Origin of the sequence: Ihubacter massiliensis (genome assembly GCF_024125305.1) — a bacterium.
In the GTDB taxonomy this organism is placed as follows: Bacteria; Bacillota; Clostridia; order Peptostreptococcales; family Anaerovoracaceae; genus Hominibacterium; species Hominibacterium faecale.
On the sequence record NZ_JAMXVH010000001.1, the window covers coordinates 627,561 to 641,459 of the forward strand.

The 13,899-nt window shown below is 46.6% G+C and carries 10 protein-coding genes; 8 read left to right on the plus strand and 2 right to left on the minus strand.

What is annotated here, in order from left to right:
* A complete protein-coding gene (pepF, locus tag NIA71_RS02790; protein WP_148395012.1) occupies positions 1 to 1,800 on the minus strand; it encodes an oligoendopeptidase F in 1,800 nt (599 codons plus the stop codon).
* A 195-nt stretch (positions 1,801 to 1,995) separates the two neighbouring features.
* Here pepF and murI point away from each other — a divergent pair, with 195 nt between their 5' ends.
* From murI to NIA71_RS02825, 7 genes are all read left to right on the plus strand, one after another.
* Positions 1,996 to 2,823, plus strand: a complete 828-nt coding sequence (gene murI / locus NIA71_RS02795; protein WP_148395014.1) for a glutamate racemase — start codon at positions 1,996 to 1,998, stop codon at positions 2,821 to 2,823.
* Positions 2,820 to 3,446 carry a hypothetical protein gene (locus NIA71_RS02800; protein ID WP_148395016.1) on the plus strand — a complete coding sequence of 209 codons (627 nt, stop codon included), beginning with the start codon at positions 2,820 to 2,822 and terminating at the stop codon, positions 3,444 to 3,446. The genes murI and NIA71_RS02800 overlap by 4 nt, the downstream gene beginning before the upstream one ends.
* 62 nt (positions 3,447 to 3,508) lie before the next feature.
* A complete protein-coding gene (locus NIA71_RS02805; protein ID WP_148395018.1) occupies positions 3,509 to 3,694 on the plus strand; it encodes a hypothetical protein in 186 nt (61 codons plus the stop codon).
* Positions 3,695 to 4,209: 515 nt separating this feature from the next.
* Positions 4,210 to 6,432 carry an ATP-binding cassette domain-containing protein gene (locus NIA71_RS02810; protein WP_253019641.1) on the plus strand — a complete coding sequence of 741 codons (2,223 nt, stop codon included), beginning with the start codon at positions 4,210 to 4,212 and terminating at the stop codon, positions 6,430 to 6,432.
* A gap of 2 nt (positions 6,433 to 6,434) precedes the next feature.
* Positions 6,435 to 8,885, plus strand: a complete 2,451-nt coding sequence (locus NIA71_RS02815; protein ID WP_253019642.1) for an ABC transporter ATP-binding protein/permease — start codon at positions 6,435 to 6,437, stop codon at positions 8,883 to 8,885.
* A 326-nt stretch (positions 8,886 to 9,211) separates the two neighbouring features.
* A complete protein-coding gene (gene rarD / locus NIA71_RS02820; RefSeq protein WP_253019643.1) occupies positions 9,212 to 10,114 on the plus strand; it encodes an EamA family transporter RarD in 903 nt (300 codons plus the stop codon).
* 30 nt (positions 10,115 to 10,144) lie between these two features.
* On the plus strand, positions 10,145 to 11,068 hold the full coding sequence (locus NIA71_RS02825; RefSeq protein ID WP_253019644.1) for an MBL fold metallo-hydrolase: 924 nt from the start codon (positions 10,145 to 10,147) through the stop codon (positions 11,066 to 11,068).
* 79 nt (positions 11,069 to 11,147) lie between these two features.
* On the opposite strand, the gene NIA71_RS02830 is transcribed toward NIA71_RS02825, so the two are convergent.
* Positions 11,148 to 11,921, minus strand: a complete 774-nt coding sequence (locus tag NIA71_RS02830; RefSeq protein ID WP_253019645.1) for a CehA/McbA family metallohydrolase — start codon at positions 11,919 to 11,921, stop codon at positions 11,148 to 11,150.
* A gap of 145 nt (positions 11,922 to 12,066) precedes the next feature.
* Between NIA71_RS02830 and recQ the strand changes: the two genes are divergently transcribed.
* On the plus strand, positions 12,067 to 13,896 hold the full coding sequence (gene recQ / locus NIA71_RS02835) for a DNA helicase RecQ (protein ID WP_148395030.1): 1,830 nt from the start codon (positions 12,067 to 12,069) through the stop codon (positions 13,894 to 13,896).
* Positions 13,897 to 13,899: the final 3 nt, after the last annotated feature.

Genomic DNA, 13,899 nt, shown 5'->3' on the forward strand with positions numbered 1-13,899 from the left:
CTATACCAGTTTTTCAAATTCATCTACCAGACTTTCGAAAGTCTTCATAGCCTGTTTAATAGGTTCTGGCGTGCTCATATCCACGCCCGCCAGTTTGAGCAGCTCGATAGGATAGTTACTTTCACCAGTCTTTAAAAATTCGATATAGGCATCTTTTGCAGGAGCGCCCTCGTCCAGAATCTTGCCGGATATGGCGGCTGCCGCCGAATAGCCGGTGGCGTACTTGTAAACGTAGAAGGCATTGTAAAAATGCGGAATCCTGGCCCACTCATAACGAATGGTATCATCTTTTCCCACAGCCGGACCAAAGTATTTATCATTGAGCTTCTGGTATTCTTCACACATCCATTGAGCGGTCAATACCTGTCCGTCTTCAATGGCCTTATGGGTTAAATGTTCAAATTCAGCGAACATGGTCTGACGGAAAAGGGTGGTACGGAATTCTTCAATATACAGATTCAACAGATATTTACGCATTTGGGGATCCTGTTCCTGATCCAGCAAATGGCGCATTAACAGGGATTCGTTGACTGTGGATGCTACTTCTGCCGTGAAGATAGAGTGACTGCCATAGATATAAGGCTGAGCCTCTCTCGTGTAGCTGGAGTGCATGGAATGTCCCATTTCGTGAACGATGGTAAAAACATCTTTCAGAGTATCCGTGTAGTTAAGCAGAATATAGGGCATGCTGTCATAGCTTCCAAAGCTGTATGCGCCGCTGGTCTTTCCTTCGTTTTCATAGACATCGATCCAGCCGGCTTCGATCCCTTTGTTCATTCTCTCAATATATTCTCTTCCCAAAGGCGCCAGACCTTCACGCATCATATCCAGAGCCTGTTCATAAGAGATTTTTTTCTTTGGAAGCTCCACCAGCGGAACGTAGATATCATACATTTGCAGATGATCCACACCCAGCAGTTTTTTGCGGATCTCCATATAACGGTGAACCGTGGGCAGATATTCGTTTACAACTTTAATCAGATTGTCGTAGACCTCCTCCGGGATATTGTCGCCGGAAAGGGCAGCCTGGCGGGCAGAGCCGTATTTGCGGATGCGCGCGCTGATGACATCGGTTTTGGTATTGTAGTTATAGGCTGAGGCAATGGTGTTAATCATGGATTTGTAAGCTGCGTACATATGCTCATAAGCTTCTTTTCTGACGCTGCGGTTATGGCTTTCCATGAACGTGATATAATTGCCGTGGGTCAGCTCCACTTGATCGCCATCCTCGTCTGTAATGGTCCCGAACTTTATATCGGCATTGTTGAGCATCGTGAAGATGTCGTTGGTGGCGCCGGTAATTTCGCCCATTTGGGCAAGAATGTTTTCTTCCGCCTTGGTGAGGACGTGCTCCTTTTCCCGCAGCACATCGCGGATGACGAACTCATACTGTTTTAGACCGGCTTCCTCTTCAATATAAGAAAGAAGAGTATCCTCCGGAGCATCTAAAAGTTCCGGAGTGAAAAAGGACATGGAAGCCGATACCTGCGCGATGATGGTCTGGCATTTATCCGTCATTGCCTGATATTTGGTTTCCCGATTGTCCTCGTCGCGGCGCATTCTGGCATAGACAAAGACCTTCTCCAGCTTTTGCCAGATGGCGTCCCTCGCGCGAAAAGCTTCCAGCAGCATAGCCGCGTTTTCCGTCAGATGACCGGCAAAACGGCCATAGTCCTTGGTTTGGGCCAAAACTTCTTCAATCGTGGCGTCAATGGCCGTTTCATCGGGAAACATGTCCTCGATGTTCCATTTGTATCTTTGATCGATCTGATCTCTGGTTTTCAATGATTTGTCACTCATATCCATTTGCCTCCTTTTTGTTTCTGTTTATTTGCTTCTGCGAATATATTTCTTCGCTCTTTTCTTTACCTCAGCGCCCGTGTCGATAAAAAATACCCGGGTGCGCATTGCGAGTCGCTTGACTTTGTCGTATAATAAAGCGTATTATACATAATGGATTTATTATACCACAAAAAGGAAAGGAAAATCACCAGGATGGACAATCGACCGATAGGTTTTTTTGATTCAGGGCTTGGGGGCCTGACTTGTATCCCCAACTTAATGAAAACGTTTCCCAAGGAAAGGATTATCTATTTCGGAGATACGGCCAGGACGCCTTACGGGTCAAAGGCAACTTCGACCATTAAAAGTTTTTCTCTGCAAATTGCAGACTTTCTTGTCAGAAATAACGTAAAGATGATCGTCATTGCCTGCAATACGGTCAGCGCTACCTGTCTTTTCGACTTGCAGCAGCGGTACCCGGATGTACCGGTGGTGGGAATTATCCGTCCGGCGGCTGAGACCATCTCCAAGAGCTGTTCCACCATGAATAAGATTGGGATCATCGGGACAAAAGTAACGATCCAAAGCGGCGCCTATAAAGAGCAGGTACACAGACTTAATGACGAGCTGGATATTTATGAAACGCCATGCCCGGCTTTTGTACCTTTGATCGAAGAAGGTATCATCCAAAACGATATCATGGACTTGACCATAAAATATTATTTGGACGACTTCATTCTGGAAAACAGACTGGATACGGTGGTGCTGGGATGTACCCATTACCCGCTGATTCGTTCTAATATTAAAAGGCTTTATCCATCTCTTCGAATCATAAATCCTTCGGAAGAGATCATCCACAGCATTGAGAGGATCCTGAGAGAGCGGGATATGCTGGCGGGGGACTTTGACTTTGAGAACGTATTTTATGCCAGCGACCTTTCCGAGAATTTTGTCAATATGATCGACCGAATTTTCCATGATGAAGATATAAAGGTAAAGTTCAAAAATCTTGAACTGGAGTCAGTGGAGGAGAAGAAATGAATTTTGAGACTTTGTTAGAATTCCTGGAGCTGGAGAGCGCGGACGAATTCGAGTATTTTGAAAACCTGGCGGATCTGGTAGAGGCGGATGCGGAAATTCTGCCGGAGGCTGTTTATCAGTTGTTTGAAGGGGTGGAGATGGAGATTTTGGCAGAGCTCATGGAGAATTACTTTGAAGAAATGCTCAAGGCTGTACCGGAGGATTCCGTTGAGATGTATACGCTCCTGGAGTCGGTAAAAATGGCGCTGATCGGCATGTCGCGCAATATCGAGGAGGAACAGGATCTGGTGCTTTTATCAGATGAATTCTGCCGTTTTCGCAACTGGTACTCGCTGGACTCAGCGGTATGGGTGCGGGAAATCGGCGAAAGTGGCAGCCGTGAGAAGGGGATGCCGCTTCGGGATGCTTTGACCTTATCCCGTATTGAAAAGCTGGGCGGAGAAGAGTTCGAATATATCTTTGATGAAGCTTTAAATTTTGAGATGGATCAGTATACCATGTCCTTTGCGGATCTGGCGGCGGAAGAAGCCGCCCAGGAGCTGGAAGAAGAGACGGAACAAGATCAGGAAGACCCGGAACTGAAATATACAGACTATGTTTTTTCTCCTGACAAACTCCATTAATCACAGTTTGCGTCAAACCTGCATAGTATGAATTAAACAATTTGTATTATGGAGGTTTTTTTATGGATGAAAGAGAATGCTGCGAACGGGAATGTTTGCGGGACTGCAAAGAAAAATGCTTTGAAGAATGCTGCTGTGATAACAACAACGGCAGCAATATCATTTGGATTTTGATTGTATTGTACTTACTGTTTTGCAACAATAACAACGGACACGGCAGAGGCGGTCTGTTCGGCGGATTGTTCTAAGTCAGGCAGGTAAAAAAGAGACTGGGCGCAGGTGCCCAGTCTCTTTTTGTTGGGATACTGCCGATCATCGGACTTAATCGTGATCACTTGCCAGCAATTTTTCGTGAATCGCTTTTGTGTCCAGCTGGCGATGTTCTTCCATATATTGATAAATCCGTTTCACTTGTGCTGCATTCTTCAGCAAGTATTCTGCGATCGCCTCCGGAGTCACTTGCGCAGGGTTGGCCCCTTGAGTGTTGAGGAAAATCCGGGTCGCGCCGTCCGCCAGTGCCAGATCCGCCCCTTCTTCGCCCCCTCATGGGGACGTGACCGAATTACTGCCTTTTTAGAAATCTGAAATGAGGTGGCAGCTGTGCATAATAGCGGCTCAGTGGTTTACCATAATGAAAACGAGATGTTTTGCGTGAAATTAGTACCGGCAACAAAAAAGAACCAGTGACAAGACTGGTGCATTGTGGTAAAGTAATAGAATAGTGTAGCTCTGTGTATGAATAAAAGAAAGGTTGGTGAATTTTTTGATCCGATTAAAAAACGTATCGAAATTTTACTACAGCAAAGGCATGATCGCCAGCGGATTTTCCAAGGTGAATCTTGAATTTGAAGTAGGAGAATTCGTTGTGATCACAGGCGAGTCGGGAAGCGGCAAGACGACTCTGCTCAATGTAATTTCCGGTCTGGACTCCTACGAAGAAGGGGAGCTTTACATAAACGGCCGCGAAACCAGTCATTATCTGGCCGCTGATTTTGAAGAGTACCGAAAAAAATATATCGGCAACATCTTCCAGAATTTCAATCTGATCAACAGCTATACCGTCTATCAGAACGTGGAGTTGATTCTGCGGATCAACGGGTATAAAAAGAGCCAGATCAAAGAGAAGGTCCCAGCGATTATCGAGCGGGTAGGACTCACCGAATATACAAAAACAAAAGTCTCCAAGCTCTCAGGGGGACAGAAACAGAGAGTTTCCATCGCCAGAGCGCTTGCCAAGGACACCTCCGTGGTGGTGGCCGATGAGCCCACGGGAAACCTGGACAGCAAATCAGCGGAAGGGATTGTCCAGCTTCTTAGCGAAATCTCAAAGGACAAACTGGTCATCGTCGTTACCCACAACTACGATCAGTTCGCGTCATACGCAACCCGAAAGATCAAGATGCATGACGGAAAGGTGGTGGAAGACGAACAAATCACACCGCGCCACAGCGCCCAGCCCCAGAGCCAGCAGGCGGAACCGGCGGTAGGAAATCTTTCCGCAGGGAGCAAGGTAAGGCTGGGACTGCGCAATACCTTTAACATTATTCCCAAGTTTTTACTTCTGTTAGTTGTATTTCTTTTTGTTGTGCTTGCGGTCACCTCTGAATACACGACCTTTAAACAAAGCGATGACGAAGCGGCAAAGATGGGCTACAACGACTTTTTCCAAAACTACAGCCAGGATCGAATCATTCTCAAAAAGGCGGACGGAAAGCCATTCACAGACGCTGATTATCAACAGCTGCAGACAACGGCCAACGTAAAATCCGTAATCCATGAAGATATCCTGCTGGACAATACCATTTACATTGAAAGCGGCGACTTTTATTACGATGCGTTCCCCAGATCCATGAACGATTTCAAAGGAAAGATTGCAGAAGGCAGAATGCCGGAAAAAGAAAACGAGGTCATCATAGCAGGTTCCTCAGAGGATTATTATTTGCAAGCAGACAATGTAGCGGAAATACTCGACCATACTTTTACCGTCGCAACGCCGACAGAAACCACCATGAAAGTAAAAGTGGTCGGGGTTTCTTATGAAGAACCTGCCGATAATATGTTCTTTTACAGCGGCAATATTTATATGCAGGACAGCCGTATTGAAAAGCTATTACGAGAAACTTACGGTTACAGAAGCAAGGTCACGACAACGGCGGGCGGCAATGCCCTCCAATATGAGGGCGGAGGCATGCTTTACCGGCCAATGGCCAGCAGCAAGGTGGAAAAGGGTACGTGCCTTGTCTCGGAAGAATTCAACGGATTCTATGAAAAGGGCAAAGCGGTGGATCAGGAAATCACCATTGCCGCTAAAAATATTTTTTACAACAAATCAATTAAATTAAAGATAAAGGATACTTACAATAAAAAGAACTTCACGGCCAAGACTGATCTCAAGGATTTTGAAGACAATGACGGCGCCATCTACATCAATAAAACCGATTATAATAAGCTTTTCCAGGGTGGGAATTATCAGAGTACGGTCTACGTCAAGGATACAAAAGAAATTGACAGCACGGTTTCCGCTCTAAAAAAGATGGGTTACGAGACGCTGGCTATTAAAGATACCATATACAATATGTCGGAAGATCTAACGTCGATCGTTCAGGTGCCGATCGCGGTCATTTTACTGGTGGCGGTATTCTTTATTTCCTATTTTGTCATACGCCTGATTCTTCGGTCCCGGGTGTCCTATTTCAGCATCCTCAGAATGCTGGGACTGGCGAAAAAGAATATCCGCAGAATTCTGGATATCGAACTTTTTGCTATCGTCAACATTGCCTTCGTCCTGTTTTTGATCGTCGTGCTTTTGGTCAATTACAACGTTATTCAAGTTGAATATCTGAAAACCCTGATCGAATATTTGAAAGTCACTGACTACGTGATCCTTTACGCGGTCCTCTTTGTCATGTCCTACTTGATTTCCGGCAAATTTGCCCGAAGCTTATTCAAAAAGACGGCAATGGGTTCATTTAGAGAGGAGGCGTAGTCATGATAAAACTGGAACAGGTAAATAAATATTTTAATAAACGGAAAAAGAATGAAATCCACGTTATCAATAACACATCTCTGGAAATGGAGCAGACGGGTCTTGTGGCGCTGCTGGGTCCCAGCGGCTGCGGAAAAACCACGCTGCTCAACGCCATTGGCGGCCTTGATAAGGTAAACGGCGGACGGATCTTTATCAACGGTCAAAGAATCACCCGCAGACGGTCGGGGAAGGTGGATCAGATCCGAAACCTCAATGTGGGCTATATCTTCCAGAATTACAACCTGGTGGACAACATGACGGTTTTCGATAATGTAGCTATCGCCCTGAAGATGGTGGGCGTTAAGGATAAAAAGGAGATTGAAGAAAAAGTAAACTATGTTCTGGAAAAGGTGGATATGTACCGGTACCGTAACCGTTACGCGGATATGCTCTCCGGCGGTGAACGACAGAGAGTGGGCATTGCCAGAGCGATCGTCAAAAATCCGGCGATCATCATTGCTGACGAGCCTACCGGTAATCTGGACAGCAAGAACACCATCGAGGTTATGAACATCATCCGCTCCATTTCCCAGGACCGACTGGTTATTCTGGTGACCCACGAGGAAAAGCTGGCGGATTTCTACGCTTCGAGGATCATTCGTATCCGCGACGGTGAAGTGGTATCCGATGAAGAAAACCAGCACGCCAACAATTTGGATTACCGGCTGGAGCATAAAATCTATCTCAAAGATATCCCCGATCACAAGCGGCTGAACACCGATTTGTACAAGATTGATTTTTATAATGACAGCAAAAATCCGGTCAAACTGGATATTGTGGTGAGAAACGGAAATATCTATATTCGTACCGAAGAAGGAAAGGACCGGCTGGAGGTTATCGACGATAATTCCAGCATTGAACTGGTAGATGAACATTATAAGGAAATGACCAAGGAAGAGTCCCTGGAAAACAACTTCGATCTGGAGAAACTGGCGCCCAGGGGAAGACGCAGATACACGTCCATACTCAATCCATTCACCATGATTAAACGCGGTTTTCAAACGGTATTCAACTACCCGGTATTGAAAAAAATTCTGCTTTTGGGCTTTTTAATCGCAGCCATGTTCATTACCTATGGGGTCAGCCATATTTTCGGCGTGCTCCACGTCACTGATGATGAATTCGTTACTGCCGATAAATCTTACCTGACGATTGTGGGTAAGAACGTCAGTGTGAAAAGTTATCGAAGCTACGAAAAGGATGATCGATTCCAATATATCATGCCCGGGGATTCCAAAATATCCCTCACCATGCCCTACGATCAATACTTCCAGCTTCAGGACAACTCAGCTTTCATAAGCGGTTCTCTTTCCGATTCCGGGAAGCTGACAGAGAAAAATCTGGCTTACGGACGTTTGCCAGAAAACAAAAAAGAAATTGCAGTGGATAAAATGATCCTCAAGACCGTAATCGATGAGCAACAGACCCAAATGGCCGGTTTCGGCAAAGCAAAGGATTTTTTGAATCAGAAGGTGACCGTTCCTCAGATGGCCGACATGACCATCGTTGGCATCATCGATCTTAAGAGTCCGTGCGTTTATGCGGATCAGGCGATTTTTGTCAATCTGCTGGCCAATGCAGAATCAGAAGAAGGCATGGAAGGCGGCGATATGGGGATGGCAGATACAGAAGAGGGCGGCGACACCAGCCTGCTGGATTACAAGCTGAAGAATAAATCAGTGGAGCTGAAAAAAGGCAGCTGGCCGACGAAGGACTATGAGGTGGTCGTAAACGAAAACAATAAAGAAGAAATGCCCCTTAACAAAGAAATCGCGCAGAAAGTCAACGACCAGAAGCTGAAAGTGGTAGGCTATTATAAGGACAAAGAAAACAGCGACCTTCTGCTCGTCAATAACAATACCATCAAGTACAACTTGATTAAAACGAAATCCAATATTACGGTTTGCCCCAAGGATAAAAAAGAGGCCATGACCGCTCTCCAGGAAGAACAGGTCAATGTGAAAGATATCTACGCGGACAGCAAGAAGGCCTATGAGAAAGAAAACTGGTCGTCCGTTCGTTCTGCGCTGATTATGGCGGGCGTGGTGCTGGCGATTTCCTTTATTGAAATATTCCTCATTATCCGTGCGTCCTTCCTTTCCAGGGTCAAAGAGGTAGGCGTATATCGGGCAATCGGTGTGAAAAAAGGCGATATTTACAAGATGTTTTTGGGAGAAATATTGGCAATCACCACCATGGCCAGTGTACCTGGATTCCTGTTTATGGCGTATATATTGAAAAAGCTCACCGGTTTTGCCATATTTGCCAACCTGTTTCAGGTGACGCCGGCCGTTTTGGGACTGTGTTTGATTCTTCTGTACGGATTTAATCTCATTTTCGGATTGCTGCCGGTATTCCGAACCATGAGAAAGCGGCCTGCGGCAATTCTCAGCAGAACGGATATCAACTGATCTTAACAGAGATCGAAAAGATGCAAAAGCAAGCCTTGCGCTTGCTTTTGTTTTTTCAAAATGGTATACTATTCTGATCAGATTGGTGCGGCTTCGTCGAGAGGTACAGAATAAGTGAAAGATACTCGACGTGGTCAAAAATGTATTATTTTTGCTTGTTGTTGAGACTTTTCCAACGCCTACAGGCTGCAATACCTGACAAAGGCTTTGATATACAAGGGTATTTCCATTTTGGCAGCCTACAAGCCTGTGTTTTAGTTCAACAAATGAGTTGTTTTCCTCGATTGTTGAACCAGCCTCTTAAAAACTGCAGGGAGATCAGACCTATGGATCAGGAAAAAAAGAAATACCGGACCGGACTTGTATGTGCCTTGTCCTGCTCCGTTTTATGGGGCGTTTTGCCTGTTTACTGGCAGGCGCTGCGGCCCATCGAATCGTCTGTGATCATATTCTACCGGATTTTTCTGGTAGGGGTGGTCTGTTTTTTTGCTGCCTTAAAACTGTTCGGCATGGAAGCGATCAAAAAGCCGCTGAGAGTCAAGGGTGCAAAGCTGAAATATTTCATTGCCGGCGTTTTGATCACAGCCAACTGGAGCCTGTATATCTGGGCCGTAAACGCGGACCACGTGATCCAGACCTGCATCGGATATTACATAGAACCGCTGATGGTTTGCGTATTCGGCATCCTTTTTTTCAAGGAAAAGCTGACTAAACACAAGCTGGCCGCCTTTCTTCTGGCCTGCACCGGAGTGGTGATTGTACTTCTTCATTTTATGGAAGTTCCCTTCATTGCGCTGGGACTGGCAACAACCTTCGCGGTTTACGCGGCCATTAAAAAGAGCGTGGAAGTACCTGCGCTGCTGTCGCTGCTTTATGAAACCATGTTTTTATCGCCGGCAGCTCTGGCCGTTGTCATATATTTGGAAGTGACCGGACGGGGAGCCCTGGGAGTTGGACAGCCCTATCAATATGTCATGCTGCTTTTTGTGGGATGTGTTACGGCTGTTCCCTTGGGGTTGTTCGCTGCCGCAGCCAATAAGATTCCCCTTGTGACCTTGGGAATTTTAGAGTATATTTCTCCGTCCATTTCGCTTGTGATCGGTATTTTTCTGCTCAAAGAACCCTTTGATTTGATCCAGTTTTTGGCCTTTGCCGTGATCTGGGTCGGTCTGATTGTTTTTACACTGGGGGAATATCGGGAGAATAAAAACGCAGAGATCCAGCAATGATGAGAATAAATTTGTGAGGATGATAAATTGATGAAAAAACAAGAAGCAGAATTTGGAGATGTCTTTGGAAATGGTCATGACCGATTTGGATTTCCCGATGGAATCCACCGCGTGACAGCGGGGCATGGCGGAGAAGCGATCTTGATTTGCGGCAGTGAAAAAACAGTGCTGCTGGACTGCGGCATGGCTTATTGCGGCGATGCTCTGGTGGAAAATCTGCGGCAGACTCTGGATGGCCGGCCGCTGGATTTGATTTTGCTGAGCCACAGCCACTACGACCATATCGGCGCTCTGCCCTATGTGAAACAGGCTTACCCTGACGCTGTCGTATACGGAGCAGCGAAAGCCCAATCGATCCTGATCCGGCCGGGAGCCAGGCAGCTGATGAAAGATCTGGGGCAGACGGCCCGTGATCAATATAAACCGGGATCAACAAAAGAAATCATCACCGACGGCCTGACAGTCGATGTGGTGATCGGGGAGGGCGATGAGATTTCTTTGGGCGATGAGACCTTGATCGTGATGGAAACCAAAGGGCATACGGACTGCTCCCTGACCTTTGTGCTGGAGCCCCTGAGCATGATGTTTGCCAGTGAAAGCACCGGAATATTGGAAAAGATCGATTATGTACATACACCGATTCTGAAAAGCTATGAGGATGCGATGGAATCCTATGAAAAGTGCAAAGCTTATGGAGCCAGATTCCTCGTTCTGCCTCATTTTGGTCTGCTGCCGGAAGATTTTAACGAAACCTATTGGGACTTTTTTGAAAAGGAAGTGGAAAACAAGCGGACCTATTTGCGCGGTCTGGTTGGGGAAGGGCTAACAGAGACGGAAATCTTTGAGCTTTACGCAGCCAAATATTGGGACCCCATCAAAGAGCAGGAGCAGCCCTATGAGGCCTTCATGATTAATTCAAAAAGCATTGTTAAAACATTGCTCAAAAGTCTTTAAAAAAACCAACCTTCCGCCGGGCTGTCTCTGCCGGAACAAATCCGGGAATGGACAGGCGCAGGCGAAATGTTGGCTTTGATTACGAACGGAACGGCAGTTTCATATGATGGTATTTCCGATAGGGCGAAATCAGCTTGGAAAGGCCGCGGTTATAGATTTTGTAACCCCAGACTCCGGTCCAATGGTCCTTGTATTTGGCTTTGGCCGTATACTCGCGAATAATGCCGCCGGCATAAAAGGGATGGGCTGCTTTCACTGCATGGATCAGATCGTTGTTGCAGGTGATTTCATCATGGGTCACGGTCTCAGCCATTCCTACATAGCGTTCCTCATGGGCATCCGAACCTCCGAAAGTGGGCAGATCATATTTTTCCGCCAGTTGGAGGGCCAGTTCGTTGGACCTGGGAGATTCACATGTATTAAAGGTTTCAACGAAGTCAAAGCGCTCGAAGAGATCCATCTTCATGTTTTTAAAATACATAGCGCTGGAGCTTCTGACTCCAAAGGGGTGGGCGGGGCCCAATATTCCGCCGAAGCGATGGACGATTTTTAAGAGCCGCCGCAGTGTCATACCGCGGATATTTAAAATTGGCAAATAGAGGTTATCGGGCATGATAACCAGCACATGCCCGGCATCCTTGGTGTCGTATTCAACGCCCCGGAGAACCACGAAATCTGCGAATTCCGGCCGATGCTTTATTCTGTCCCAGGCTCTGCAGCCTTTGTAGGAATTGTGGTCTGTAATCATAAATCCGTCGAAATCCTGTTCTTTCAGCAATTCGACATAGCGCTCCAACGTAACCTTGGAATCGATGGAGCCTTCTTTTGTGTGGCAATGTAAATCGAATTTCAATGTGCAACACCAGCTTTCTTTTCTAACTAATTTAACTATAAACCTATTTTTTGCGAATTTCAATTAAGTTTGCATTATTTTTTTCTTGCGAAGCAAGAAATATTCGTGTATCATGGAATAAAATGGAAATTGACAAGGGGACTATATGGACATAAAAAACGAAGCAGTGATTTTGTTGAAAAAATATTTTGGCTACGACTCCTTCCGCGAGGGGCAGGAGACCTTGATCAGCAGCATTCTGGATGGAAAGGACACCTTTGGCATCATGCCCACCGGAGCGGGCAAATCGATTTGCTATCAGCTGCCGGGAATTATGATGGAGGGGATTACTCTGGTCATAACTCCGTTGATCTCGCTGATGAAGGATCAAGTGGCGGCTTTGAAAGAAGCAGGCATCAGGGGCGCCTATTTCAACAGCTCTCTGACACCGGGCCAATACCGCAAAGCGCTGGCTCTGGCGAAGCAGGGTACCTATAAAATCGTTTATGTTGCGCCGGAGCGGCTGATGAACCGGGAATTTTTGGATTTTGCCCAATCGGTGAAAATCGCCATGGTAACGGTGGATGAGGCCCACTGCGTTTCACAATGGGGCCAGGATTTCCGCCCCAGTTATCTGAAGATCCTGGAATTTGTGGAGCACCTTTCTCAGCGGCCCATTATCAGCGCTTTTACCGCGACTGCAACTAAGCAAGTGCGGGAAGATGTGGTTCGGATTCTAAGGCTGGAGGAGCCGACTGTGCTGACCACTGGTTTTGATCGGAAAAATCTCTTTTTCTCTGTGCAAAAACCTGGCAATAAGTACAGTGTTCTTAAAAACTATCTGGATACCCATCCTGGGAAAAGCGGCATTATCTACTGCCTGACCCGTAAATTGGTGGAAGAGGTTTGCCAGCGCCTTGCGGCCGAAGGCGCGGCGGTTACACGTTACCATGCGGGCCTGAGCGATGAGGAACGGCGTCAGAACCAGGATGATTTTATTTATGATGTAAAGCCGATCATGGTTGCCACCAATGCTTTCGGCATGGGCATCGATAAGTCCAATGTCAATTTCGTCATTCATTATAATATGCCGAAAAACATTGAAAGTTACTATCAGGAAGCGGGCCGGGCAGGCCGTGACGGTGAAAGGGCAGACTGCATCCTTCTTTACGGGGGAAAGGATGTCATAACCAATCAGTTTTTTATCGAAAAGGACAATGAAAATGAGGAGATCGATGAGGAGGAAAGGGCGCTGATCCGGGAAAGGGATCGGATGCGTTTGAAAAAGATGACCTTTTATTGTCATACCAACGATTGTCTCCGAGGCTACATTCTCAGCTATTTCGGAGAAAAGGCCCCCGGCTACTGCGGCAATTGCGGAAACTGTCTGACTCAGTTCGAAGAGCAGGATGTGACCAGGACCGCAAGGCGTTTGATTGGATGTGTGGATAGCTGCGGCCAAAGGTATGGCCTCAATGTGATTATCGATGCGGTTCATGGAAATAACACAGAGAAGATCCGCCGCTATTTTCTGGATGAAAACGATTACTACGGCTTGGAATCGGATAAATCCGTCCATTATCTGCGGCAAGTGGCGGATCACCTGCTGCTGAACGATTATTTGGTGCAGACGGACGACCGCTACAGCGTTTTGCGCCTGGGTCCGAAAGCCGGATCCATTTTGGCCCGGGAAGAAACGGTCACGATGAAAGTGGCCAAGGACAGAGAACCTGCGCAGAAGCAGGCCAAGTCCAAGAAAATCGATTATGATGTGAAAAATCCAGAGCTGTTTCAAGCCCTGCGGGAGCTGCGCATGAAATTCGCCAGAACCCAGAGCGTACCGCCATATGTGGTATTCACCGATAAATCGCTGAAGGAGATGTGCGCCGTAATGCCAGAGAACAAGGAGCAGATGCTCCAAGTCTCAGGTGTGGGCGAGTCCAAGTATAAGAAGTACGGCGAGGCGTTTTTGGAAGTGATCCGGGCATATCGATAAGAA